The sequence below is a fragment of the Chitinibacter sp. SCUT-21 genome, from assembly GCA_041874755.1.
Taxonomy (GTDB): Bacteria; Pseudomonadota; Gammaproteobacteria; order Burkholderiales; family Chitinibacteraceae; genus Chitinibacter.
In genome coordinates, this window is sequence record CP102611.1 from 1,352,948 (window position 1) to 1,377,909 (window position 24,962).

Sequence of the window (24,962 nt, forward strand, 5' to 3'; positions counted from 1 at the left end):
GGGCTAAACGATGGGCTTGGACACGGTTGAATTGGTGATGGCGATTGAAAAAGAATTTGCCGTCACCATCGCCGACGAGGATGCGGCTCAGATCTTTACCGTTGGGCAACTGTGTCATTACGTTCAACTTAGGCTGGTTGCCGAGCACGGTTTAGTAGTGACGAGCCAAGATGCGATCTTGCGAAAAATCGCGCAAATTCTCAGCCGCGAATTTGGCATCACGTCCGATCAGATTCATCCGAACGCCCGTTTTATTGACGACCTAGGCTTAGATTAGCGGCGTCATTCGTGAAAACTGCAACACCACAATCAGCCATAAACAACTGAGTAATAACGACATTAATATAAAACTGTCGTCATTCATGAATTGAAGCCCAGCTACAATTCCCAATTGGCATATCCCTAGGCATAGTGATACTTCGTTTCGCGGAGCCCACTATGTATCGCCGTTTTACCGCCCTCTGTTTACTGTTGTTGCCCTGCATCAGCTCTGCCGCCAATCTGCAAATTCAGACGTGGTACGGCGGTGCTAAAGGCGCACACACGATTGCGCACGATGATTATTGCAGCAGCGTCACCACTGGCATTGAGCAAAATGCCATTCCGATTTTGAATCAGCGCGGCCTCAAAGCCAGCCTAGGCCTAATTGCCGGATCATGCTCGGATGCGCAATGGCAAACGCTGAAAACCCGTATCAAGCAAGGCCATGAGCTGTTTAACCACACGCTCACGCATCGCGGCATGCTCGAGCCTGGCTCGCTTGCGCCAATTAGCGGTTGGGATAATGTCAAAGAAATCGTTAGCGCTCAGCAATTAGTCCAAAGCAAGCTTGGCTACACAATGCATTTTGTCGCCTTCCCGAGCGATTTAGCGACGCCTGAGGCCAAAGCCTTTGTTGAAGCCCTGCCCGACACGCTCGGCGTGCGCGCGGCCAAGCATCTTTACGATGGCAAAGCAGCAGGGATCAACGAGGCCGACGATGTACAGCCGATGTTTGTGAAGTGGGATAGCTATTGGCGCGACGGCAAATGGTCGCTGTATAAACCCAATCGCGGCAATATCTTAATCCAACACGCGCAAGCGGCAATCGATGATGGCGTGTGGACTTATAGCACGATGCATGGCGTTGCCGATGCGTCTTGGGAATCGGTACCAGTAGATCAATACACTGCATATGCCGATTTTCTGGCCGCCAAAGTCAAATCAGGCGAACTGTGGGTGGCGGGCCCGAGCGATATTTTGCGCTATCAAATGACGCGGCAATTCTGTGGCATTCAGCTCAATGGCGACACGATTAAAGCCGATCTGAGCGACTGGCGTTGCAGCCGCTACGCCAGCGCAGTTACCGTCGATATTAAACTGACAGATCAACAACAAGGGGTTTTCACCCAACAGGGAAAACCCTTGGTGAGCCAGATGCTGGATAAAAAAACCGCACGCCTCGCATATAACCCGAAATTAGGAGAAGTAAAAATTAATTAAGGGTATATGCCGCTAGAGCATAACCCAAAAGAATTACCGGGCAATACCCAACATGGAGTGAATCTGATGCCGGTAGCAGATCACTCAAGCCAAAAAGAAGGATGGAGAAAATGCAATCTAAGCAGTTCAGCCAAGTACTGGTGATCGCGCTGCTGGCTAGCGCGGGCTTTAGCAGCGGCCTCGCTCACGCCTTAAGCCCAACGCCAAACCCGACGGTGCAGCCTAGCTACCCAAGCTGGGATAATGCCGCAGTCTATAACGGTGGTCAGCGCGTCACTTACAATGGTGCAGTCTATGAAGCGCGTTGGTGGACCCAAGGTAATAACCCAGCCGAATCAGGCGAATGGGGGCCATGGAAACTGGTTTCGGGCGTGCAAATTACCCCAACACCGAGTCCGTCACCAACACCGAGCACTCTAGTCACCGAATCACTGACGACGACGCGCCCGACCATGGGCGGCACCTGCAGCAAGCCAAGCCCTAGCAACTGGCAAGTAGGGCAACAGATCAACGCAGGTGAAGTGGTGTCAGTTGGAGGCGGTCTTTCCAGCAACGGCGGAATGATCGTCTTCAAAGCCATCGTCGCCCATCTAAGCAGCGCACTGAACAAACCACAGGTGAACAGCACCAGCGTGACTTACGACAGTGCCATTTGGCAATCGGGCACTTGGAATATTCCGCCTTGCCCACCACCAACCCCCACCCCATCAGCGCCACCAGTGAATCAGGCGCCAAGCATTAGCTTTAGCACTGCCCAAAGCGTGAGCTGCCAAACCCCATTCTGGCTAAATGCCAATGCCAGCGACAGCGATGGCAGCGTGGCCAAAGTCGAGTTTTACATTGATAACAATCTGGTCGGCAGCAAAACCAGTGCGCCATACGAGCTAACCGTTAACAATAGCAATGGCTGCTCGTCTATTGGCAGCAAAAAAACCATGTACGCGATTGCCACCGATAATCTGGGCTTGCAAACTCGCTCTGCGACCGTGACCGTCACCATCATCAGCGACGTACTGCCGACACCAAGCCCAACACCAGGGCTGAGCTACGCGGCATGGAATGCAACCGTGGCCTACACCACAGGCCAGCGTGTTAGCTACAACGGCCGTGCATTTGAAGCCAAATGGTGGACCCAAGGCCAAACGCCGAATGCGGCCGATCAATGGGGACCGTGGAAGGATTTGGGCTTAATCGCTAACGCTACGCCTAGCCCAACGCCAACCATCACCTCTTCACCAAGCCCAACGCCGAGCACGACACCTAGCGGTCCAGCCGTAGTGAGCTCAGTGCAAGTCACCACGTGGAAAAATGGTGCGAAAGGCGCGTATTCATTGGTGCACGATGATTACTGCTCGATGTATTACGCCAACGATCCGTACATCAAGATTATTGATCCGGAATTGAGCAAGCGCGGCTTGGTGGCCAGCTTTGGCATGATCACCAGCAATTGCTCGGACCAGCATTGGGCGGCAGCGAAAGAATTTATGAGCCGTGGGCATGAAATCGTCAACCACAGCCGTAGCCATCCAAACCCGTATATTCCAGATGCCAGCCTTGAGGCTGAAATCACTGGCGCCACGGCGGATATGGCGGCCAAGCTCGATGGGTACAAACCTAGCTACTTTATCTGGCCGGGTGACGTGGCTTCAACGAAAGCGATCGACTTTATCAAAGCGCAGCCCAACTTCATTGGTGGTCGTGCCACGCACTTGGTCGATGGCTCAGGCCCGAACAATGCGGTTGACTACACCACGATGCCAGCGGGCGTAAACCCAGCCAACTTCGATAACCCATATCGCGTGAAGTGGGATTTGTTTACTGCTGATGGCAAATGGTCGTTGTATCCGATGGGCAGTGAGATCTTGAATCTGCACATTGATGCGGCGATTAGCCAAGGCGGCTGGGCAACTCGCACCTCGCACAGCGTCGACACCGGTTATTACGAGGTGATTCCGCTCGATCGTTACATCAAACACCTCGACTACGCGAAAGCCAAAGTCGACAGTGGCGAGCTGTGGATGGATACGCCAAGCAATGTGATCAAGTATCGCTATGCACGAGAGCACTGCAGAGTAATCGCACCGGCTTCGACGCAATTTGCTGCCATTGCTTTTGATACCAGCTCGGCTGAATGTAAAAAATACGCGACGCCAATCACGCTGCAAGTCAAAGCCATCTATCAAGGCGGCGGTTTAAGCGCGCTGCAAAATGGCAAAGCCTTACCAGTACGAAAAGCAGAGAACGAAACTTACTATGTCACGGCAGACCCGCTCGCCGGCTCAGTGAGCTTTGCATATTATTTGCCATAAAACTAGATAGTTAATCACCTTTAATCCCCAGCGCTAGTCCTTCTGGCGTATGGGGATTTTTTCCTTGCGCTGCACATGGTAAGCTGCGCACCTTGTCGGTTTGAAATTGAATTGTTGTGGTTACATTAAAGAAACGAAACGTCATTACCGTCACCGACCTAGATCGCACTGAAACATGGGTAAAGTATTACAATGGTTTATGCGAAGATTGTGTCGGCAGCTGCTGTACGATGCCGGTGGAGGTGAAAATCGTCGATTTAATCCGCATGGGCGTGGTCGATGAGTTTGACGCGGTTGAGCCGGCCAAAAACATTGCCAAGCGCTTGATGAAAGCGCGCATTATTGAGCATTTCAATTTCAAAAATGAAATCTACACCTTAGCGCGCCGTAGCAATAATGACTGTATTTATCTCGATGCCACTACGCGGCTATGCACGATTTACGAAGATCGCCCCAATACTTGCCGCAAACACCCGCAAGTTGGCCCGCGCCCCGGTTACTGCGCCTACAATCAGAAAAAATAAGGGTATATTGCGCTAGGGCCTTATAGAAAATAGTCTTGCTCATATACCCTACCAGCGATCGTCTTTTTTATCCCACTCGTCTAGCTTGGCTTGCTCGGTTTCTTGTTGCGCTTTGCGCGCAGCTTGGAGTTGCTGACTGGCAGCAGCTAAAGCAGACTGACACTGCTCTCGTTGCCAATCGTCCATTTTGGACTTGAGTAATTCAAGTTGGACGGCGGATTGATATGCAATCAGTGGATTTTCATCACGAAGGCCAAAGATCAAATCGCCGAATTGTGAAGGATGAACAGACATCTAAATTCTCAAAATCAAATCCTAGATCATCGTTGGGAATGGCTAAATTGGCAACTAGGTGCAAATTAAAACAGCTCTTCCCCACCACTTTCGATTTCAACTTGCGGCAGGCTATCATAAAAAATCATTTGATTACGGCCACCGTCTTTGGCGGCATACAAGGCCTGATCGGCGCGGCCTAAGGTGACACTCAGCACTTCGTAGGGGCGAATATCGGTAATGCCGCCACTGATGGTGACTTGGCCAATTTGCGGAAAATTATGCGCGGCCACTTTTTTGCGAAAACGCTCCACCGCCATACTGGCGCCTTCGCGGGTTTGCGGCCCAAGAATAATTACAAACTCTTCACCCCCAAAGCGAAACAATCGATCATTGGTGCGAAAACAGCCACGCATTAACTGCGCCATAATCAGCAGCACTTCATCGCCGTATAAATGGCCCAATTTATCGTTAATTCGCTTGAAATGATCAATATCGAGCACGACCAGAAAATAATACGCCAGCCCATTTTCTTGTCGCCGCCCAGCTTGCAGCGGGTGCACACCGGGCAGGTTTTGTAAGGCGGTGACGATTTTGAAAAACTGACGTTCCAGTGTTTTGCGATTCAGTAGCCCAGTTAAGGTATCGGTTTCACCATAATCGAGCAGCGCGATGTGATTTTCATAAATGCGCGCCATGCCTTGCAGCATACGAAAATCGGAAGGCACCAAGCCTTTATGCAGCCGCAAATCAAGCAAGGCATAAACTTCGTTTTGCCGATGCAGGCCTAAAATCACTCGGCTGCCGTTGGCATCCACCTGCAATGAGCTTTCCGACACCAAAGCGCCGTGTAGTAATGGATCAATATCACCAGGCTGTGATTTTTTTGGATCATTCAGGCTTTCAGCCGAATGCTGGCGAATCCCCCCCTCGTCAAATTCGACCAATAGACCCAAGCGTTGTTGCTTATTACCTGAGAGAGTGCGATAGAAGCGCAATGATGCACAAGGCAGCATTTCAAACAGCGTTAAGCACATACTAACGGCCAAGTCGTCACGATCGATCAAGCCGGTAAATTCCGCGAGCGATTGGACAAGATCCTGAGGTGATTTTGTACTGACCGTCATAATCGTTCAAAGAGGGGGTCTAGAAACTTCACCATAGACACCGCGAGCCCTACTCGCAATAAGCAAATCACCGCATCCGTACAAGCTAAACGGCGATAACGGCCTCTGCACACTGAAACCATTGCGGGTAATCACGTTTCAGGCGGGCAATATACTGGCGTGACACAGGCACGGTTTCGTTAGCCGCCAATAGCACCCAACCTTCGCGCCCGCGTTTTTGCGCGCCCTTTACTTTCTTGGGGTTCACCAGATACGAGCGGTGCACTTGAATCAATTGCGCTTCATCGAAATACAGACGAATGGCGCGCAGTCGCAAAGTGATATAAGCGGGCGCGCGTAAATCTTGCGCCACAATCGCGCTATAGCCTTTTTCTGCGCGGATAAACTGCAATTTATCGCGCCGCGAGGCGATTTCGTACAATTCCGCTAATAATTGCGGCTGCCGGGCCAGCGCATACAGGCTACGTCGCACCACCTGCAATTGTTCCAGCACACTTTGAAAGTACGCCTGCTCGCGCTCGCTTAAGCGGGATTTAAATTCAATACTCAGCAAGTAATCGTCCAACTCGCTGCACAGCGCCCCCGCATCAGCAGTTGGTGCTTGCTCAGCGCCCTCGTCGTCGAGCAAACGCCAGTGGGCCGCCGCCACCCGCGGGTCTTCAGCCAAAAATTGCGCAGTGACTTCCAGCATTTTTTCTAAACTGCGTTGCTCGTTTAAGCGTTGGCTAAATTGGCTAAACGCAGTCAGTGTCGCCATTTCGCTAGGTGCATCTGACGACAGCAACTCAGTCGGCGCAAGCGACTCCTCCACGCTAAGCAAGGGTATTGCCACAGCAGAATTCACTGCATTGAGCTGCCAAGCCATACCCTCAGCATTAATATGCAATTGCTGCAACACGGTTTGCGCTGGTGCTGGTAGCTCTGCAATCGCAGGTGCTTGAGTTAAATCGCTCAAGCGGGCTAATTGCGCGGGCAATACTTCGATCACGTCTTTAATTTGGCGCACTTGCTGCCATTGCCATTGTGCCTGTTGGCGCGCGCGATGCAGCCGCCAGCCGAACAAGGCCAAGCCAATCAGCATCAAGCACAACAGCGCCGAGCCCACGGCGGCAATCACGCTTGGGTTTTGCTGCCACCAAATACGCACATCATTGCGATAAGCGCGCAGCGGCACGGCGGCGACTTCGATTTGGCGCAATAAGCTATGCGCGCGCGCATCGCTGGTGATTTCCCATAAGGCGATGCCCTGCAAGCCACGGCGCTGCACATAATCGAGCTTGGCTGCCAGTGCGCGCTCGGTTTCGATGCTGATAAATTGCTGCGCCCTTGGGCTATAAAAATAGCTCTCCTGCGCCAGCGCATCCCAATGCTCGACAAAACCTTGCCCTTGCTGCAGCGCGGCGATTTCATCTTGGCCAAACACGCCAGTCGGGCCAGTTTGCGCGTTATCCCATGAGCCCATACTGACGCCGCCGTGCGTTTGCGCCAGCCCATTGCCCTGTGCGTTCACACCATTAAAACTGACACCTTGGCTGGGGATCATCAAGGCCAGCTGATTGGCTGGCAAACCGGCATCAATCAGGGTATTGACCGCTAAGTCAATACTCAGCCGGCCTGCAGGCATATACAGTGGTGATTTGTGCGAAGTTTTGCCACTCCAAGCACCGACAAAATCGGTGGCAATCAGCATCACATAATCGCAATGCGGCGCCAGTTCGCGCCATGGGCTAGCAGCAATAATGGCCGGCTGTACGGCCGAAGTCAGGCCAATAATCAGCTGCGGCGCTGCTTGACGCAGCGCGCGAACAAATTGCAGCAAATGAGCGCCGTCTTGCAAGCTGGCCGAATTACCGTCGCGCCCGCCACCGCCCGGATAGCGCCAATCGATCTCAATCCCGTCAAAGCCGTGTTGCTGCAAAAATTGCAACGTCGATTGCACCGCGCGTTGCCGCAACACAGGGTCAGCCAACACGGCCGAAAATTGCGCCGAATAATTCCAGCCGCCGACGGCCAATACGGTTTTTAACTGCGGATATTGCGGCTTGATCGCTTTGAGCAGCGCATAATTGCCGCGCAACAGTGTGCCATCGGCTTGCGGATAGGGTTTATTTAAATCGGCAAACGCATCACCCGCTTGCAACTGGCCTTGCGCATCAAAGTAGGCAAAAGCGTAGGTGAGCTGATCGAGCCGCGCCAGCGGCAAATCGGCCAGCGCCTTGGTTTGGCTGTAGCTCACCCAAAATGGATAATAAGCCCGTACGCGCTCGGCGGCCTGCGCAGCCGCGCCTAGCCAGCCCAACAGCACGCAGAGCATGAATAACTTGCGCATCATTCCTCCCAGTCACGATCTTTTTATGCCGTCGTGATTTGAGGCGCTAGCTTACAAGCTTATTCCGTGCTTGACCATGTGATGCCCGGCAAACTCGCCGATCGGCTGCCCGACTGTGGCAAATTGTCACTGGCGTGATAGCTAAACACCAGCGAATATTTGGTTTTTTCCGTGCTATTGCGACTGGCCGCGTGGAAAGTGCGCGCGTCAAATAGCACCACATCACCCGCGCTCAGCGTCGGAAACTCGGCCTTGTCCACCCACGGCGCAGCATCGGGATGAGTCGCCAATAAAAACTCGCGCTCATCAAACGCAGCATCGGGGAAATTGACCAAATGCGAGCCGGCAATAAAGCCCAAACCGCCATTGGCCGGCGATTCATCGCCCAGCGCCAGCCAGCTTGACACCAGCTCAGGGCGCGCAAAGCGCCAGTAACGCACATCGCGGTGCCACAAGGTATCGCTACTAAAACTCGGCTGCTTGGTCATCAGGCTATTGTGATGCGCTTGCGTCAGCGTGATCTCGTTGCTGCCCAGCAATTGGCCGATCAGTTGCAAGGCATTACGCTGCCCCGCCCAATTGAGAAACACCTCGCCGCGCCCCGCCATGCCGCGCAAACGGCGTATCGTCGCCCCGCCCTGCTCATCACTCGATTTGGGCGCGCCCGGGTAACCCAATTCGGCTTCTAACTCCAACGGCGGCAGGCGCAATTCAAGCTGGCGCATCGCCTCAGCACGAATCGCCGCCACTTGTTCCGCCGGCGCAAAGCCACGCAAAATCACCACGCCATCACGCGCAAAAGCACTGGCAATCGCACCGACATCGGCAAAATCGGAAAAAGAAGTAATAGCCACGAGCATCAATCCAAAAGACAGAGGTTGATTGTACTGCAATGACAAGCACAAGCCCATGCGCAAAACCCCATCATTGCTAGCCGTACAGCGCAAACGGCGATGGGCTCCAATGTCGATTGATTCAAATTCCACGCAAGAAGATCGCCGAATTTTCGAATTCATCATGCGACGTACAGCCTGCTGGCGCAGGCGGTGAACCGGCGTTCGAGCACCGGACGACTATTTTTATGCGGCGTAGCCGCAAATATCTTAATGCGCGTTCCGCCGCGCGGGCAGGTAGGGGGCTTTGCTTCTCCAAAGCCCCCTACACCCCAAAAGAGCCCCGATCGCCGCGAAACCCCGCTTGAAAAAGCCATGGCGAGGCGCCGCTTCAACTCGCCACGCGCTAACGTCGCGTGGCTCAAACAAATCGCGTCTTAAAACCTCGCCATAACTTTTTCAAACGGCGCGGCTCCACGGGCAATTCGTCCTAATTGGCTGTACCTGTAGGGTCGGCTTCTGCCGACCGGCTCAGATCAAAATGATCAACTACATGAATTGCACCTTAAAGCGAAGCCAATCTTACGGGTATATCTAGCTGATTCAGATAATGATTGATCCCTAGCGCAACACCACGGTCGGTATATACCGCGATGGTTGATCTGGGGCTTGAATTCCCGTTAAAGCGAAGGCCGAGTGAGGAGCGAGACCTAGGCCCGCGACGATTGAGGCCACGGCGGAGCCGACTTCGCCTCGGGGCGCCTTTGGGGTGCAGGGGGCTTTGGCGAAGCAAAGCTCCCTGCCTGTCTGCGCGGCGGAACGCGCACCAAAAACATCGTGCCGTAGGCACTGAAAATCATTACAATCGTTGAAATAAAATTGGCTGCAATCGGGCAATAGCAGACCTAAAGATTGTAGAGTCGCTATTGGAAGAAAACTCGGGGCGAAGATAATTTGCTTAGCTTGCGGCATCCTACTGATTTATTTTCCGAGGGAAATATGGACTCTCACTTACGTGAACAATTTCAGAATCTTCGAGTTAGTATTAGTCCAAGTAAAGCTGGAAATTGTATTTACCAATTGTTCGTTCAAAATACTGGTAACTTTCCATTAAGTGAAATTTCAATTCATTATGGGCCACTCCTGCATCCGGGCTATTTTGGCTTAGATGCCACCCATATGCCTCGTGATATATGGGTGAAGCCAGCAATCTTCATCGCGAGCCTTTTGCCTAGCCAAACAATCATAATGGATGTTGAAGGGTCTGATGCTCATGAGAGATATGACGGGCCAGAGGTTACGAGAGTAGCTATTGATATGCAACTTCACACAGAAAACGGCCAAGAAATGGGTTATTTCCTTGCACCAGTTAACGTAACACTCTTGAATGCACGAAAAAATAATTATTACTATTAAGTGTCCGTATTGGGTCGAAAGCCGCCCAATGTAACGACCAGCTAAGTAATTAACAACACCAAGATGATCAAACAAAGCCCTTTCTGGCCACACCTTCGCCGCCAGTTGGCACACCGCGCACTATGGCTGGCCTTGCTGGGGCTGCTGTTGACAAGTTTGGCGGGGCTGGCTTGGTGGCTGGAATTATTTAGCCATTTTTTGCCGTTTTATCTGCTGCTTGCCCTCGCGGGTTTGCTGCTCGCCAGCCGCCTGCGCGAGCGGATTTTTGGCTTGGTTTTAGTTGCCACAATCGGCGCAGTATGTGGCTGGACGCTATATACGCCAACCGCTATAGGCACATACCAGCCCATCAAAGTGATTGCATTTAACTTATTGTTTTCCAACACGCAATACCAAAAGGCCGAGCAATGGTTAACCGCGCAAGGTGCGGATGTGATTTTGCTGACTGAGGCCACCACGGAGTGGCAAAGCCAATTAGCCGCATTGCAGCAAACGCTGCCGTATGGCTGTGCGGCGTGGGAAGACAGCCCGTTTGGCATTGCGGTCTTGCTCAAGCAGGCGCCGCGCCGTTGTGAAGTGCGCTTTGCGCCCGCCATGCCACAACAATTTCCCCACCTGCGGGTCGAGCTTGCCGGTGGCCTAGTCGTGTACGGCATTCATCCGCCGCCACCGCTCGGTGCCGAATTGGCCGCGGCGCGCGATCAGCAATTGCGCTATTTGGCGCAACAAATCGCGCAAGAAACCGCGCCAGTGTTAGTGCTGGGCGACTTCAATATCACACCCTTTTCGCCAATTTACCGTGAATTTCGATCGCAAGCCGCTTTGGCTGAACTGGGTTTTAATTTTGCACCCAGCTGGTCACCGATCATTGGCTGGCCGCTACTGCCGCTGGATCGCGCCTTGGCGCGCGGCATCAGCGTGCAATTGACGATCGGGCCAGCCTTGGGGTCGGATCATCGGCCGATTGTTGTTACCACACAGTAATCGAGCTCGATTAAGACGCGGGCAGCGTAATCATCGCCTGCAATCCGCCTTCGGGATGATTGCTCAGCACCAGCTCGCCGCCGTGCGCTTGGATGATATTACGCGCGATGCCAAGCCCGAGGCCGTGGCCGTGGCTGTTGCTGTGGCGGCCGTGTTCGAGCCGCACGTAAGGGTCGAACAAGGTGTGCAACGCGTCTTCTGGCACACCCGGCCCATGATCGCGAATCACAATCACGCATTTGCCGACGCCTTCGTAAACGCTGATTTCGGCGCTTTGGCCGTAATACAGCGCATTGTCGAGCAGATTGCCAATCGCCCGTTTTAGCGCCAACGGCTTGCCTTTCACGCGCAGGCCACAGCGGGTAAACGCCACTTCGTGCCCAGATAGGCGCGCGTCGCGCACCATGCGCCCGAGCATGGCATCCAAACTAATTGCAGTGTGATTTTCGTGAATATCGCTGTCTTTCACGCTTTGCAACGCGCCCTTGACCATCATATCGAGCTCGTCGAGGTCTTCGTGGAACTCGGCGCGCGCCGCGTCGTCATCGAGCATTTCGGTGCGCAGTTTCAGTCGCGTAATTGGCGTGCGTAAATCGTGGCTGATCGCGGTAAAGAGTTTTTCACGGTCTTCCAGATAGCGCACGATCCGTTCGCGCATTGCAGCAAACGCTTGCGCTGTGCGCACAAACTCCACGCTGCCGGTTTCAGGCAGAATGGGCGATTCGCCGCGACCAAAGGCTTCAGCAGCGTTCGATAGCGCCGCCAGCGGCCCCGTAATCCAGCGCACGACAACCCAACTGAGCAGCAACACCGTCACCAAGGTGACAAATTGCAGCAGCCAGCGTTCAGGCGGCAGCGGGTCGCTATTGTCCAAAAAGAATGGATCGGGCATTAAGGTGGCCAAATACAGCCATTGCCCCGGCTCGATTTGCGCTTGAATCACCAAAATCGGCGCAGGCCGCGGTTGGATCAGCAGCGTGTTTTTAATCCAATGATCGGGCAGCTCGCTAATTTGCGTGCCGGCATTATTCACGACCAAGCGTTCTGGCTGCGCAAAGCTGACTTTAAGCGCATAAAGTTGCGGCAGTCGCTCCAATACATCCCGATGTATTTCATTCAAAACCATATTGGATAATGGCTTTGGCGATATACCGTCAAAAACAACCTCATCGGTATTGGCGCTAATAAAAAAGCGCGTGCCGCCCATTTCGCGCATTTGCTCGATCACCAGTTGGCGGTAATTAAGCGGCAGGCTGTGAAAATACTGAATCGCACTGATTGCGCCCGTGGCGACGTGCATCGACGCCTGTTTAACTTCTTGCTCAGATTTTCCTTTGAGGTATGTGGCCCAAATCAAGTTACCCAGCAACTGGGAAGCCAATACCCCCAAGGACATCACCAATAAAAAGCGGGCCAGCAAGCTGGCCGGCAATAGGCGCTCAAACCAATTGGGCGCACGGCGGCCCAGCCACGAGCTGAGCCAAGCGCGCCAGCGCGGTACGCTGGCTTTGCTGGCGCTGAGTTCCTGCCCCGCTTCGATCATCGCCGCCGTGGTGCGTGGGTCAGACATTGCTGAGGCTCACCTCAGCCGAGAGCACATAACCCGCGCCGCGCACGGTTTTAATCAAGCTAGGCTGTTTGCCATCATCGGATAAGCGCTGGCGCAAGCGGCTAACTTGCACGTCGAGCGAGCGATCGAGCGGGCCAATATCGCGCCCGCGCGTTTCTTCGGCCAATTGGCTGCGATCCAGAATCTGCCCCGGATGCTCCAAAAAGAATTTCAGCAACTGAAAATCCAAACCGGTGAGTTTGACCGAATCGCCGCTCGGTGATTGCAAAGTGCGCTCCACGGTATCCAGCGTAAAGCCAACAAAGCGGAAATAACGCCCGCCCGCGCTGACATTATCCAAACCAGCGCGGCGATGGATGGCTTTGATCCGCGCCAGTAATTCGCGCGGATTGTACGGTTTGGCGATGTAGTCGTCGGCACCGAGCTCCAATCCAACGATGCGGTCGGTGTCGTCCGAGCTGGCGGTCAGCATAATAATCGGCACATTGCATTGCTTGCGCACCGCTTGGCACAGCACAAAACCGTCGGTATCGGGCAACATCACATCTAAAATCACCAAGCTCAGGTCATCGCGGCAGCGCTCGAATTCTTGATAAAAGCTCTCGCCATCGTGCGCCAAACGCACTTCGTACTGATTGCGCTCGAGATACGCTTTGAGCAGCATGCGGGTTTTTTGGTCGTCATCAACAATCAGAATTTTTCTCATTGTTCGGTATTTCCTTCTTGAATATTCAGTGCCCGCACCATTGCCGCCATGCGCTGTTGGTTTTCCTGCACGCTGATGCTGTCATCGAGATAGAATTTTTGAATCTGCGCCACCATGGCGTCTTTAAATTTTTCATCGGCGGCCATACGGTGCACCAAGCTGGGCGCCTGCATGGCTTTGCCACGGTTAAATGTTTGCCATGAGCTTTGCGCGCAACGATCCATCGCGGCCAGGGCTTTTTGATCGAGATCTCGACGCACGCTCACCGAACCTTTAATGCGGTTATAGCCTTGTTGAATCGCCGGCGAGACCATCAATTGCGCGACTTTTTCTTGCGCGGTTTGCTGCGAATAATCGCCGCTAAACATCACAAATGAATCAATACTGTACAGATGATAATTTTGGGTATTAGGCACCGTGGTACACGCAAATTGCTGCTCGAGCTTTTGCCCCATCGTGAGTAATTCACCTTTAAACCAATCGCCCATAATCACCATACCCACTTGGCCATTGGCAAATTGCTGGGCAATGTCGGTCCACGATAATTCGCGTTGTGATTTATTGCTGGCATACGCGGTATAAGCCCGCATCTGGCGCAAGCGATTCAAAGCACGGGCAAATTTGGGGTCAAGATAAGCATTGGCATTGCGCCGTACAAACACATCACGGTAAAAAGCGGGGCCACCTTCCATCAGCACCAGCGTTTCAAACAAGGTCGCCACCTGCCACGCTTCGGTACTTTGCCCTAAGGGTGTGATATTGGCGGCGGATAAACGCAAAGCCGCGCGCTTAAAATCATCCATTGTTTTCGGTTCGGCAATGCCCAATTCGCGAAATAACTTAGCGTTGTAATACAAATTGTTAATGCGGTGCACCCCCAGTGGTGCCGCCACCGTATGGCCTCGATGCAATAATAATTCGTTCACGGTCGGCGAAAGCGTTTTGGGCCAAGCATTGTTTTTGGCCACATTATCGAGCTCTAAAATCAAACCCAAATCGGCCCACTCGGCAATCGCCGGGCCAATCAATTGGGCCACAGCCGGTTGCTTGCCGGCTAAGACACGACTTTTGAGCACGCGCATCGCACCGATACCGCCGCCGCCCGGAATCGCGGCATCGCGCCATTCAATTTTGTCCTCAAGGAGCTTGCTCTGCAAAAAACGCACGGCTCCACGCTCGCTGGTGGAAGTCCACCAATGCAAGACATCGACCGAATCGTTCGCAAAAGCTTGGCTGCAAAACAGCAAAGCGACTGCGCTGATTTTTGCTTTGTTTTCAAACACCTGTTGTTTACCCCACCATAATGGCATGACTATAACGTAAGCAAGAGAAGTAAATTGTAAAGAATCATCTCATACTCTTACCGAGTGCTAACACAATGCAAGACAGAAAAACCCCATCTAAGCCTTATTTTTGCTGATCAGCCCCCAGTTGGCGATCGGGGCTTTCGTTAACATTTGTAATCAAAAAAAATCGACTACACATAAAAACCAGAACAGTGCTCCTTTAAATTCAACAACTTAACTTATATCAGGGTTTTCAGCAGCCAAAAATCGTGTTGCAAAAATGATCGTGCTAACTTGTGCTCACCGTGGCGACAAGATCACGGCTCACTCAAGGATATTCGATCATGCAAAACACGAAGTACACCGCAGCAGCTCGCGCTGCGCTTGCCGCAACACTGTTAGCCAGCGCCGCAGCGCAAGCAGGTACTGTCACCATTGAATCATGGCGCGTTGATGACAAAACGCTATGGGAAGATGTATTGATTCCTGCTTTCCAAAAGAAAAACCCGGGCATTCAAGTTAAATTTGCCCCGACCGCCCCAACGGAATATGACTCATCGTTGACCGCCCGCCTCACAGGCGGTACGGCTGGCGATTTGATTACTTGCCGCCCATTTGATAAATCGCTCGATTTATTCAAAAAAGGCCAGTTGGAAAAACTTGACGGCAAAGCGGGCATGGAAAACTTCCCCGCTTCAGCCAAAGTAGCGTGGCAAACGGATGATGGCAAAGATACTTATTGCATGCCGATGGCTTCAGTCATTCATGGTTTTTTCTACAACAAAAAGATTTTCAAAGATCTGAATCTGAAAGAGCCAAAAACCCAGGCTGAATTCTTTGCAACACTCGAGGCGTTAAAGAAAGCCGGCAAAACGCCGCTGGCGCTAGGCACTGCCGATCAATGGGAATCTAACCAGATCGTCTTCACCAGCATTGGCGCCAATTACTGGAAAGGCGAAGAAGGCCGTAAAGCACTGATCGCCGGTAAAGCTAAATTTACCGACCCACAATTTGTGGCGGCGTGGGAGCAAATGGCCAAATGGGGCCCGTACATGGGCAAAGGCGCGTCAGCACAAACTTATGCCGACAGCCAAAACTTGTTCGCCATGGGCAAAGCGGGTATCTACCCAGCGGGCTCGTGGGATATTGCCTACTTTAACCAGCAAGGTCTAGATTTCGGCGCTTTCCCACCACCAGTAGCGAAAGCCGGTGACAAATGCCAGATTTCGGATCACACCGACATCGGTATGGGCGTAAACCCGAAAGCGAAAAACAAAGCCGACGCATATAAATTCCTCGCGTGGCTCGGTTCGCAAGAATTCGCTGATTTGTACACTAACAAAGTCACCGGCTTCTTCTCGCTGTCGAATCACCTGATTTCGGTGAAAGACCCTGTTGCCAAGCAAATGATCGACTGGCGCAAAACTTGCGGCTCAACCATCCGCCTGAACGCGCAAATCATGAACCGTGGCGAGCCAGCGATGGAAAACGAATTGTGGAATGTCAGCTCACAAGTCTTGAACGGCAAAATGGCGCCGAAAGACGCAGCAGCCAAAATCCAGACTGGTTTTGCGAAATGGTATAAACCACAGCAACGCAAATAAGAAAGTCATAAGGGTATTGCTATCAATCTCATTACTGGATTGGTTCATTGCGCAATACCCCAAACCCTTCTCCTCCTCTCACTCGCTGAGTGAGTATTGGCCGGCGGTGTTTAACACCACTGCCGGCTCTTTTTACGCCTGAAACTTCCTACTGCACACCGATGCGCAGCGGGAGAGCTTTTGTTTGGGAGCTTGCGATGAAACGCATGCCTTGGCATATCGCCGTCTTTTTAGCACCCGCGGTGCTGATTTACTCCATTTTTAGCGCGCTACCGCTGCTCGATACGCTGCGACTGGGCTTTTTCACCAGCAATGATGCGGGCCATTTTAGTTTTGTCGGCCTCGCCAATTATCTGACCATTCTGACCGACCCGGCCTGGTCGGAATCGTTCTGGAATGCGATGTGGAATAACTGTAAGTTCTTCCTGATTCATTTACTGATTCAAAACCCAATCGGTTTGATTTTGGCGACGTTGTTGTCGCTGAAAGGACTGAAAGGCGCGCGCCACTACCGCACGCTGATTTTCCTGCCAACGCTGTTGTCGGTGGTGATTATCGGCTTTATCTGGCAGCTGATTCTGTCACCACTGTGGGGCGTGTCCGAAGGCCTGATGGGCAAAGTCGGCTTGGCGGACTATTTCGCGCCGTGGCTCGGTGAAGAAGGCTCGGCCTTGATTACGCTGGCGCTGATTTCAGTCTGGCAGTTTGTCGGTATTCCGATGATGTTGATTTATGCCGCGCTGCTCGCCGTACCCGAAGACATTATCGAAGCCGCGCACGTTGAAGGCGCTTCGGCTTGGCGCATTTTCTGGGAAATTAAACTGCCGCTGATTTTACCGACGCTGGGCTTGGTGACGATCCTGACCTTTGTCGGCAACTTTAATGCCTTCGATTTGATTTACTCGGTCAAAGGCGCGATCGCTGGCCCGAACTACAGCACCGATATTCTCGGCACCTTGTTCTACCGCACCTTCTTTGGCTATCAAAGCCAAGTCGGCAGCCCGACGATGGGCGCTGCGGTGGCGACGCTGATGTTCTTGGTGATTCTGGCGGGTGTTGGCACCTATTTCTATTTTGTTCAGCGCAAGCTGACGCGCTACGAGCTGTGAGGCCGCGAGATGAAAAAACATAAGATCACCCAACCCCTCTCCAGCGCGGGCGTGCACCTGATGCTCGGCGGCTACACGCTGCTGGCACTGTTCCCGATTGCGCTGATTTTGATTAACGCGTTTAAAAGCCGCGCCGGCATTTTTGATGACCCGCTCGCACTGCCGAACGCCGAAACCTTCTTCATCGGCGGCTTTGAGAAGGTGCTCGCCAAATCGAACTTCATGCTGTATTTCGGCAATAGCCTGACGGTGACGCTGATTTCCTTGGCGCTGATTTTACTGTTCGGCGCGATGGCGGCGTGGGCGCTGTCCGAATACAAATTTCGCGGCAATCGCCTGCTGGCCTTGTATATGGCGATCGGCATTATGGTGCCGATTCGCCTTGGCACCGTGTCGATTCTGGAGCTGATCGTCAAACTCGATCTGATCAATACGCTGACCGCGCTGGTGCTGGTTTACACCGCGCAGGGCCTGCCGCTGGCGATCATGATCTTGAGCGAATTTATGTCGCAAATTCCGAAAGAACTCAAAGAAGCGGCGCGCTGCGATGGCGTTGGCGAATTCAAGATTTTCTTCCAGATCATCTTGCCGCTGATTCGCCCTGCGGTGGCGACTGTGGCGGTGTTTACGATGATTCCGGTCTGGAACGATTTGTGGTTCCCGCTGATTTTGGCGCCGGGTGAAGAAACCCAAACTGTCACGCTGGGCGTACAGCAGTTTATCGGTCAATACGTCACCGATTGGAACGCCGTGCTCGCGAGCCTGAGCTTGGCGGTGATTCCGGTGCTGATTATGTACACGATCTTCTCGCGCCAACTGATCCGCGGGCTGACTTCGGGTGCGGTGAAATAAGTTTGTGTTTTATAGGCTCAACAACGAAGCGCGCTGTTTGGGCTGGGGCTTAAAACCCCGTATAGCGAAAACCGCGGCGAGGAGAGAGACAAACAGTTTCATCGTTTGGCTCACGACGACGCAAGGGCAGCGCGGAGCGCTTTTCGCCCGGGTCGCCTTTCTTTGCTTCCTTTCTTTGGCGAAGCAAAGAAAGGAAGTCCCCGTCGCGGATTGCGACTGCAAAACAGCGTGCCGAAGGCACTAAACCTAAAAATATGACACGTTCGCAATACCATCACGGGTATTGCTATCAAGAACAAATAGAAATTGACCTCTCTGGCTATACCCAGAAGATCGCAATAGGAGTACGCAGATGGCAACAGTCAAACTCAATAATCTATCCAAATCCTACGACGGCAAAGCCAAAGTGTTGGATGGCATCAATCTCGATATTAAACACGGCGAATTCGTGGTGCTGGTTGGCCCGTCGGGCTGCGGCAAATCGACGCTATTACGCATGTTGTCGGGCCTCGAATCGATCACCGGCGGTGAGCTGTCGATTGGCGATGCGGTGGTGAATGATTTGCCACCGGCCGAGCGCGGCATCGCGATGGTGTTCCAAAGCTACGCGCTGTACCCGCATATGAGCGTGTATAAAAACATGGCGTTTGGTCTGAAGATCGCCGGCGAAGACAAAGCACAAATCGATGTACGCATCAAAAACGCCGCCAAAATCCTGAAAATCGATCATTTACTGCAACGCCTGCCGCGCGAATTGTCGGGCGGTCAGCGCCAGCGCGTGGCGATTGGCCGTGCGATTGTGCGTGAGCCGAAATTGTTCTTGTTTGACGAACCGCTATCGAACTTGGACGCCGCACTGCGCGTGCAAACTCGCCTCGAAATCGCCAAGCTGCACCGCGACTTGAACGCAACGATGGTGTATGTCACGCACGATCAAGTTGAAGCGATGACCTTGGGCGACAAAATTGTCGTGATGCACGACGGGCATATTCAGCAAGCGGGTACGCCGCTTGAGCTGTACCAACAACCGGCCAACCTCTTCGTGGCGACCTTTATCGGTTCGCCAAAAATGAATTTGTTAAAAGGACGCGTGATTTCACTCGATGCTGATGGCGCACATATTGCGCTCAAAGGTGGGCAGGAAATTCGGGCGACGGTCGATGCCAGCGCGCTAAAAATCAACGACAACGTGACGGTAGGCATCCGCGCCGAGCATTTAGTTGAGGGGACGGGAGCCAGCGAGACTTTCACAGGCAAAGTCAATTTAATCGAACATTTGGGCGAAGCCAATTATCTGTATCTAACGCTGGAAAATGGTGATGATATTGTGGTGCGTGGCGATGGCGAGCGCGAAGTGGCGCTCGGCAGTGAGATCGAAATCAGCGCGGCCAGCACCTCGTTCCATGTGTTTGATCAACAAGACCGCGCATTGCGCCGCCTCAAACCAGGCAATATGCGCTCTTCGCGTCACAGTTAAGCTGTTTCAAACAAGGTAGCGTAGCCGCACTCGGGCAAGTCGGCTATGCTGCTTTATCGTTTTTCGCAGGCAGCCTATTTCGCCTAGCACCATGTCTTACTCAAGCCAGATTTCGGATGAACTCGCCGCGCGCTTGGCGCGCATTCAAGCGAGTTACCATCAAGACCCCGACACTGCACGCAGCGAATGCGAAGCTTTAATCAATTACGCCCGCGCACACCGAGCCACTTTATTACAAATTTACGCCGCAGAGCTGTACGGCAAAATCATGGATCATGCGGGTGAAGCCCAGCTGGCGCGTAATTTTTTATATGAAGCATTGCAGCAAGCACAAGCCATCCATAATTTCATACTTGAAGCTAGGGTATGTGAGCAAATTGCACGCTCTTATTACACTTCAGGCCAATACTCACAAGCATTGCACAACTGGTTACGCTGTATCGAGTTAGCCGAATTCAAGCAAGGCGAAGCCGCAATCTGGATGCTGGCCAAAGTGGGCGTGGGACAAATTTATGATGCTCAGGGTGAGCAAGAAACCGCGCTGCTGTTTCACAACACCGCCTTGGCGCGGATTGCCGAAGTTGACGACCCGTATTTACACGCCAAAATCTTAATCAATATTGGCGTGGTTCAGCTCAAACTCAATCGGTTTGCTGAAGCTAAAACGGCTTTATTGGCCGCACAGCACATTTGTCTGGCGCACCACTATGCCGATTACGCCGCGACAACTTATTCCCGCCTAGCTGAAATTGCCTTGGCCCACAACGAACTCGATCCGGCCATGAATCTGCTAGCACAGGCTTTGTGCTATGCGCGCCAAGTCAAGTATGTTTGGGGGGAGGCCAATATCTTAAATAATATGGCGCAAATCCATACCCGCCGAGCTCAATACCCTGCGGCTTTGGAATGTATTTTCGCGGCGCAACAAATTGCCAAGACGCATCATTTTTCACCTGTGTTGCTGCGCCTGCATCAAGCCGCCGCACATAATGCCGAGTTGGCTGGTCAAACTGAACTGGCAATTACCGAAATCAAAGCATCGATTGGATTGCAAGCCCTGCGGCTGCAGGAGACACAAAACGAGCAATACAAATTAGCGATTCAAAAAACCGAGGTAAGATCGTCCAGCAGCAGCAAATTATTAAAGCTCATGAATCACCCCGAAATTGAGCGCGGCGATAGCCAGCGTTTTTGGCCCCTGATTGCGCAAGCAAGCGCCGATATTTTACAAGTTGCGCAGTTGAGTATTTGGCGGATCAATGCCGACGACGAATACATCGACTGCATGCTGCGCTACCCAGTCGACGTCCCGAGCAGGCCACAACGATTAACCCGGCAAGACATGCCCGTATTTTTTGCCAGCTTGCAGCATCGACAGCCGATTATTGCCCACGACGCCGCACATCATCATTTTGCCTGGGATTTATCGCAGGCTTATTTGAAACAACAGCAAATTCACTCGGTGATGGCCTTTATGGTGCAGCATAACCAAGAGCAGTATTTATTGCTGTTTAAGCACTTGGGCTCACAACGTAATTGGCTGCCAGAAGAAATTCAACTGGCCAATCAATTAACCCACATCATCTCGCGGGCACTCAATCATCAAGCACGGCATCAATATCAGCATGAAATTCATCTGCTTAATGCACGTTTAAGCCAATCACACCAAGAGCTGGAACAACGCGTACAGGAACGTACCGAAGGCTTGCGACGCACCAATCAAGAGCTTGAATATACGATGCAACAATTGGTGCAAAGCGAAAAACTGGCCGCCCTTGGGCGCTTAGTCAATGGCTTTGCCGGCGAGTTAATTCCCCCGCTGATCGATGCACTGCAACTCAGTCATTCCTTGGGGCGCAGCAGTCAAGACATTGCGACTTTATTGGCCAGAGGCGAATTAAAACGCTCTGGCCTGCAGCACTATTTAAGCACGACACAAAATTACGCCCAGTTAATCGAGCAAAAAATCACGCGTAGTAGCGAACTGGTGGCGCAGTTTAAATTAGTCGCCGTCGACACCAGCAGCGAACGACGCCGGCAATTTAATTTGCAGCGCACTGTCTGCAACTTAGCCAATATTTTTCGTAGTCAGCGCAGCAATACGGCTTACCAAATTGAGCTAAATATTCCCGCTTCGATCGAGCTTGATAGCTATCCTGGGCCACTCGAGCAAGTGCTAAGCCATTTAATTCAAAACGCCTTGCTCCATGGTTTTAAAAATCGCGCCCACGGCAAGATCACGATCAGCGCCGAACACGATGGCAATGAGCTGATCATCCGCTGTCATGACAATGGTTGTGGCATTGCGCAGGCCCATTTCCCGCCGCTGAGCGAGCCGTTTTATAGCCCCAAGCCAGATCCGCAACATCGCGGCTTGGGGTTGTATATTTCCAATAACATACTGAACAAGGTATTAGCTGGAAACCTAGAATTAGAAAGCATTACAGAGCAATACACCCAGGTAGTAATCCGAATGCCGCACATTTCCCCGCCCGCAGTAAGGCCGTAAGCGACCAGCGAGATAATGCGCCAAAAATTGGGGGTGGATGCTTGCAAATGTGCCAAACTAATATCAGCTTGGCGATCAAACAATGGCGATCTTATGAGCAGATCGCAAGGCGCGAGCAATTAACGAGAATAGACAGCAATGGTGATCACCCAGATAACTGAAACTCAGCTCATTGCGCAATTAAAGCAAATCGCAGAAGTCTGGCATTTAGAGCCCGAGCGAGCACGCTTAGCCTGCCTTGAACTAATTGAACACGCCCGCCAGCTGCGGTTGCCGTATTACCAAATTTGCGCAGCCGAATTGTATGGCCAAATCATGGATCACGAGGGCAAAGCCTTTGAAGCCCGAAATGTACTATATGAAGCAGTACAACAAGCGCAAGCCCTGCATAATTTTCAGCTAGAGGCGCGCATTTACGAACAAATTGCGCGGCTGCACTATAGCAAAGGCGATTATCGTACCGCTTTGCAAGATTGGCTAACCTGTATTGAGCTCGCGAATGATGATCCAAAAACATGGATGTTGGCCAAAGTGGGCGTGGGCCAAGTGTATGATGCGCTCGACGATGCTGCATCCGCGATTCTGTTTCACCAGGCTGCTGCGAGCCGAATTACTGAAGTCGATGATCCTTATCTTGAAGCCAAGATTCAAATTAATTTAGCCGTTAATTTGCATCGTTGTCAGCGCAATGACGAAGCCAGAGTAGCCCTCGATCGCGCCCTACACATTTGCTTGGCCCAACATTTTCCAGACTACGCCGCCGAATCATATTATCGCCTTGCCGAAATCGATATTGATGACGGGCATTTGGATCAGGCGATGGACTTACTGCAAAAAGGACAAACCCTCGCCAGCCAAGTTGGCTATCAATGGGGTTTGGCGAATATCCTGAGTGCGATGGCGGTGATTCATGCACAGCGTAAGGATTGGAGCACCGCACTCGAAGTCATTCATGCGGGGCAAATTATTTCGCGGGCTAATAATTTCTCGCACATCTTGATGCGCCAACATTTAGCGGCGGCGCAGTATGCCGAAGCCTTATTTGACTCCCACCTGGCTTTGCAAGAATTAAAAGCGGGGTTTGCCTCCCAACAGCAAATTCACGCCAGTGCTCAACCTGAAAAACGCAGTGAGTTAGAGCAAAAAACCGGTTTGCGGCTCAGTGTCGGTACGCTGTTGATTAATTTAGCTAACCACCCTGCCATTGAGCATGGCAAATTAGTGGAATTCGCCCCTGTGATTAGTAAAGCGGCCAGCGAGATCTTAAACGTACAAAGAGCCGGCTTGTGGCAACTAAATGAGGATCGTTTGGATCCGGTGAGCATTTACGATCAAAAACAAGACCAATTTATCACCGCAATCAGTATTGAGCAGCAGCAAGCACCCGTCTTTTTTAATGCGATGAATCGGGGAAAGACCTTGATCGCACACGATGCATTGCATCACCCAGAAGCTTGGGATTTAGCCGAGCGCTATTTACGCCCCACCCACACGTCATCCATCTTAGCCTTACCAGCATTTAGTAATAATTATCGCTGCCTACTGATTTTTGAACACATAGGTGAGCAAAGAAACTGGATTCCAGACGAAATCCAATCGGCGAGCCAAATTGCAGAAATTACCATTCGGGCAATGACCAACCAAGAACGCCGCGAATTTCAACGCGAAATCCATGATCTTAATGTGAGACTCATGCAGGCCAATGAAGAGCTAGAGCAGCGCGTACAAGAACGTACGCAGCAATTGGCGAAAAGTAATCAGGATTTACACAAGGCGATGGATCAATTGGTGCAATCAGAAAAGCTGGCTGCTTTGGGCAGCTTGGTTGCCGGGATCGCCCATGAACTCAATACCCCACTGGGGGCTGCATTAACCTGCAGCTCAACGCTGAGTGCACAAAGCCAAGAGATTCAGCAAAAGCTAGCGAACAGCACCCTCAAAAAATCAGCACTTGATGAATTTATTGATAACAACCTAAGCGCAACACAATTAATTGAACGCAACATCCAGCGCGCGAGCGATCTGGTGGCCAACTTCAAACAAGTAGCCATCGATACCGATAGCACACGGCGGCGGGAATTTGATTTATCAGAAACGATTGATGAAGTGCTCACCATGCTGCAGCTGCAATTGGAGCGCACACCGTATCAATTTGAAAATGGGGTGCCAAAAGGTATTATTTTTGACAGCTTCCCAGGGCCGTTAGAGCAAATTATCAGCAATTTAATTCTCAACAGCGTGACACATGGCTTTGAAAATCGTAGCTACGGCAAAGTGACGCTCTATTCAGAGCCAGTGAACTCGCAATGGCAGCGGCTGATTTTTGAGGACAATGGCTGTGGGATGAGCCCAGAAATCCAGAAAAGGGTTTTTGATCCCTTTTTCACCACCAAACTAGGAAAAGGCGGCAGCGGCTTAGGCTTATATATTACCTACAACATTGTCTGTAATATTTTGGGGGGCGAGTTAGAACTAGAAAGCGAGCTTGGACGCTTTACCCGCTTTATCATTACCCTACCACGGCAAGCGCCACTAAATAATAATGTATCTAGCTAACGGTATAACCCTAGAG

General features: G+C 52.0%; 18 protein-coding genes and 1 pseudogene. 12 read left to right on the forward strand and 7 right to left on the reverse strand.

Annotation, left to right across the window (positions count from 1 at the left end):
- Positions 1 to 16: 16 nt before the first annotated feature.
- The 4 genes and pseudogenes from NT239_06185 (at position 17) to NT239_06200 (ending at position 4,315) form a co-directional block, all read left to right on the forward strand.
- Positions 17 to 277, forward strand: a pseudogene (locus NT239_06185) (phosphopantetheine-binding protein).
- A gap of 161 nt (positions 278 to 438) precedes the next feature.
- Positions 439 to 1,482 carry a polysaccharide deacetylase family protein gene (locus NT239_06190; protein ID XGA72421.1) on the forward strand — a complete coding sequence of 348 codons (1,044 nt, stop codon included), beginning with the start codon at positions 439 to 441 and terminating at the stop codon, positions 1,480 to 1,482.
- A 110-nt stretch (positions 1,483 to 1,592) separates the two neighbouring features.
- On the forward strand, positions 1,593 to 3,791 hold the full coding sequence (locus tag NT239_06195; protein ID XGA72422.1) for a carbohydrate-binding protein: 2,199 nt from the start codon (positions 1,593 to 1,595) through the stop codon (positions 3,789 to 3,791).
- 116 nt (positions 3,792 to 3,907) lie between these two features.
- Complete coding sequence (locus NT239_06200) at positions 3,908 to 4,315, forward strand: YkgJ family cysteine cluster protein (GenBank protein ID XGA72423.1); 408 nt, start codon at positions 3,908 to 3,910, stop codon at positions 4,313 to 4,315.
- A 48-nt stretch (positions 4,316 to 4,363) separates the two neighbouring features.
- Here NT239_06200 and NT239_06205 read toward each other — a convergent pair whose 3' ends face one another.
- The 4 genes from NT239_06205 to NT239_06220 all read right to left on the reverse strand — a co-directional run bounded on the left by NT239_06205 (position 4,364) and on the right by NT239_06220 (position 8,898).
- Positions 4,364 to 4,609 carry a hypothetical protein gene (locus NT239_06205; GenBank protein ID XGA72424.1) on the reverse strand — a complete coding sequence of 82 codons (246 nt, stop codon included), beginning with the start codon at positions 4,607 to 4,609 and terminating at the stop codon, positions 4,364 to 4,366.
- Between the two features lie 65 nt (positions 4,610 to 4,674).
- The gene (locus tag NT239_06210) at positions 4,675 to 5,715 is read right to left on the reverse strand and encodes a GGDEF domain-containing protein (protein XGA72425.1); all 1,041 of its coding nucleotides are present in this window, start codon (positions 5,713 to 5,715) and stop codon (positions 4,675 to 4,677) included.
- Between the two features lie 85 nt (positions 5,716 to 5,800).
- The gene (locus NT239_06215) at positions 5,801 to 8,047 is read right to left on the reverse strand and encodes a glycosyl hydrolase family 18 protein (GenBank protein XGA72426.1); all 2,247 of its coding nucleotides are present in this window, start codon (positions 8,045 to 8,047) and stop codon (positions 5,801 to 5,803) included.
- A 56-nt stretch (positions 8,048 to 8,103) separates the two neighbouring features.
- Positions 8,104 to 8,898 carry a phytanoyl-CoA dioxygenase family protein gene (locus NT239_06220; GenBank protein XGA72427.1) on the reverse strand — a complete coding sequence of 265 codons (795 nt, stop codon included), beginning with the start codon at positions 8,896 to 8,898 and terminating at the stop codon, positions 8,104 to 8,106.
- Positions 8,899 to 9,876: 978 nt separating this feature from the next.
- On the opposite strand from NT239_06220, the gene NT239_06225 reads away from it, so the two are divergent.
- Together NT239_06225 and NT239_06230 are read left to right on the forward strand one after the other, a co-directional pair.
- Positions 9,877 to 10,293 carry a hypothetical protein gene (locus tag NT239_06225; protein ID XGA72428.1) on the forward strand — a complete coding sequence of 139 codons (417 nt, stop codon included), beginning with the start codon at positions 9,877 to 9,879 and terminating at the stop codon, positions 10,291 to 10,293.
- Positions 10,294 to 10,356: 63 nt separating this feature from the next.
- Complete coding sequence (locus tag NT239_06230; protein ID XGA72429.1) at positions 10,357 to 11,277, forward strand: endonuclease/exonuclease/phosphatase family protein; 921 nt, start codon at positions 10,357 to 10,359, stop codon at positions 11,275 to 11,277.
- Between the two features lie 10 nt (positions 11,278 to 11,287).
- On the opposite strand, the gene NT239_06235 is transcribed toward NT239_06230, so the two are convergent.
- From NT239_06235 to NT239_06245, 3 genes are read right to left on the reverse strand one after another with little or no spacing between them, the layout of a single operon-like run.
- On the reverse strand, positions 11,288 to 12,847 hold the full coding sequence (locus NT239_06235) for an ATP-binding protein (protein ID XGA72430.1): 1,560 nt from the start codon (positions 12,845 to 12,847) through the stop codon (positions 11,288 to 11,290).
- Positions 12,840 to 13,553: a response regulator transcription factor gene (locus tag NT239_06240; GenBank protein ID XGA72431.1), complete on the reverse strand. Its 714-nt coding sequence runs from the start codon at positions 13,551 to 13,553 to the stop codon at positions 12,840 to 12,842. The genes NT239_06235 and NT239_06240 overlap by 8 nt, the downstream gene beginning before the upstream one ends.
- Positions 13,550 to 14,863 carry an ABC transporter substrate-binding protein gene (locus NT239_06245; GenBank protein ID XGA72432.1) on the reverse strand — a complete coding sequence of 438 codons (1,314 nt, stop codon included), beginning with the start codon at positions 14,861 to 14,863 and terminating at the stop codon, positions 13,550 to 13,552. The genes NT239_06240 and NT239_06245 overlap by 4 nt, the downstream gene beginning before the upstream one ends.
- A 320-nt stretch (positions 14,864 to 15,183) precedes the next feature.
- On the opposite strand from NT239_06245, the gene NT239_06250 reads away from it, so the two are divergent.
- The 6 genes from NT239_06250 (at position 15,184) to NT239_06275 (ending at position 24,946) form a co-directional block, all read left to right on the forward strand.
- Positions 15,184 to 16,443, forward strand: a complete 1,260-nt coding sequence (locus NT239_06250) for an extracellular solute-binding protein (protein XGA72433.1) — start codon at positions 15,184 to 15,186, stop codon at positions 16,441 to 16,443.
- Between the two features lie 197 nt (positions 16,444 to 16,640).
- Positions 16,641 to 17,552, forward strand: a complete 912-nt coding sequence (locus NT239_06255) for a sugar ABC transporter permease (GenBank protein ID XGA72434.1) — start codon at positions 16,641 to 16,643, stop codon at positions 17,550 to 17,552.
- A 9-nt stretch (positions 17,553 to 17,561) separates the two neighbouring features.
- Positions 17,562 to 18,404 carry a carbohydrate ABC transporter permease gene (locus NT239_06260; protein ID XGA72435.1) on the forward strand — a complete coding sequence of 281 codons (843 nt, stop codon included), beginning with the start codon at positions 17,562 to 17,564 and terminating at the stop codon, positions 18,402 to 18,404.
- Between the two features lie 352 nt (positions 18,405 to 18,756).
- Positions 18,757 to 19,881 carry a sn-glycerol-3-phosphate ABC transporter ATP-binding protein UgpC gene (ugpC, locus tag NT239_06265; protein XGA72436.1) on the forward strand — a complete coding sequence of 375 codons (1,125 nt, stop codon included), beginning with the start codon at positions 18,757 to 18,759 and terminating at the stop codon, positions 19,879 to 19,881.
- A 91-nt stretch (positions 19,882 to 19,972) separates the two neighbouring features.
- Positions 19,973 to 22,390, forward strand: coding sequence for an ATP-binding protein (locus NT239_06270; GenBank protein XGA72437.1), 2,418 nt, complete (start codon positions 19,973 to 19,975; stop codon positions 22,388 to 22,390).
- A 138-nt stretch (positions 22,391 to 22,528) separates the two neighbouring features.
- Positions 22,529 to 24,946 carry an ATP-binding protein gene (locus NT239_06275; GenBank protein XGA72438.1) on the forward strand — a complete coding sequence of 806 codons (2,418 nt, stop codon included), beginning with the start codon at positions 22,529 to 22,531 and terminating at the stop codon, positions 24,944 to 24,946.
- The last annotated feature ends 16 nt before the right edge of the window (positions 24,947 to 24,962 follow it).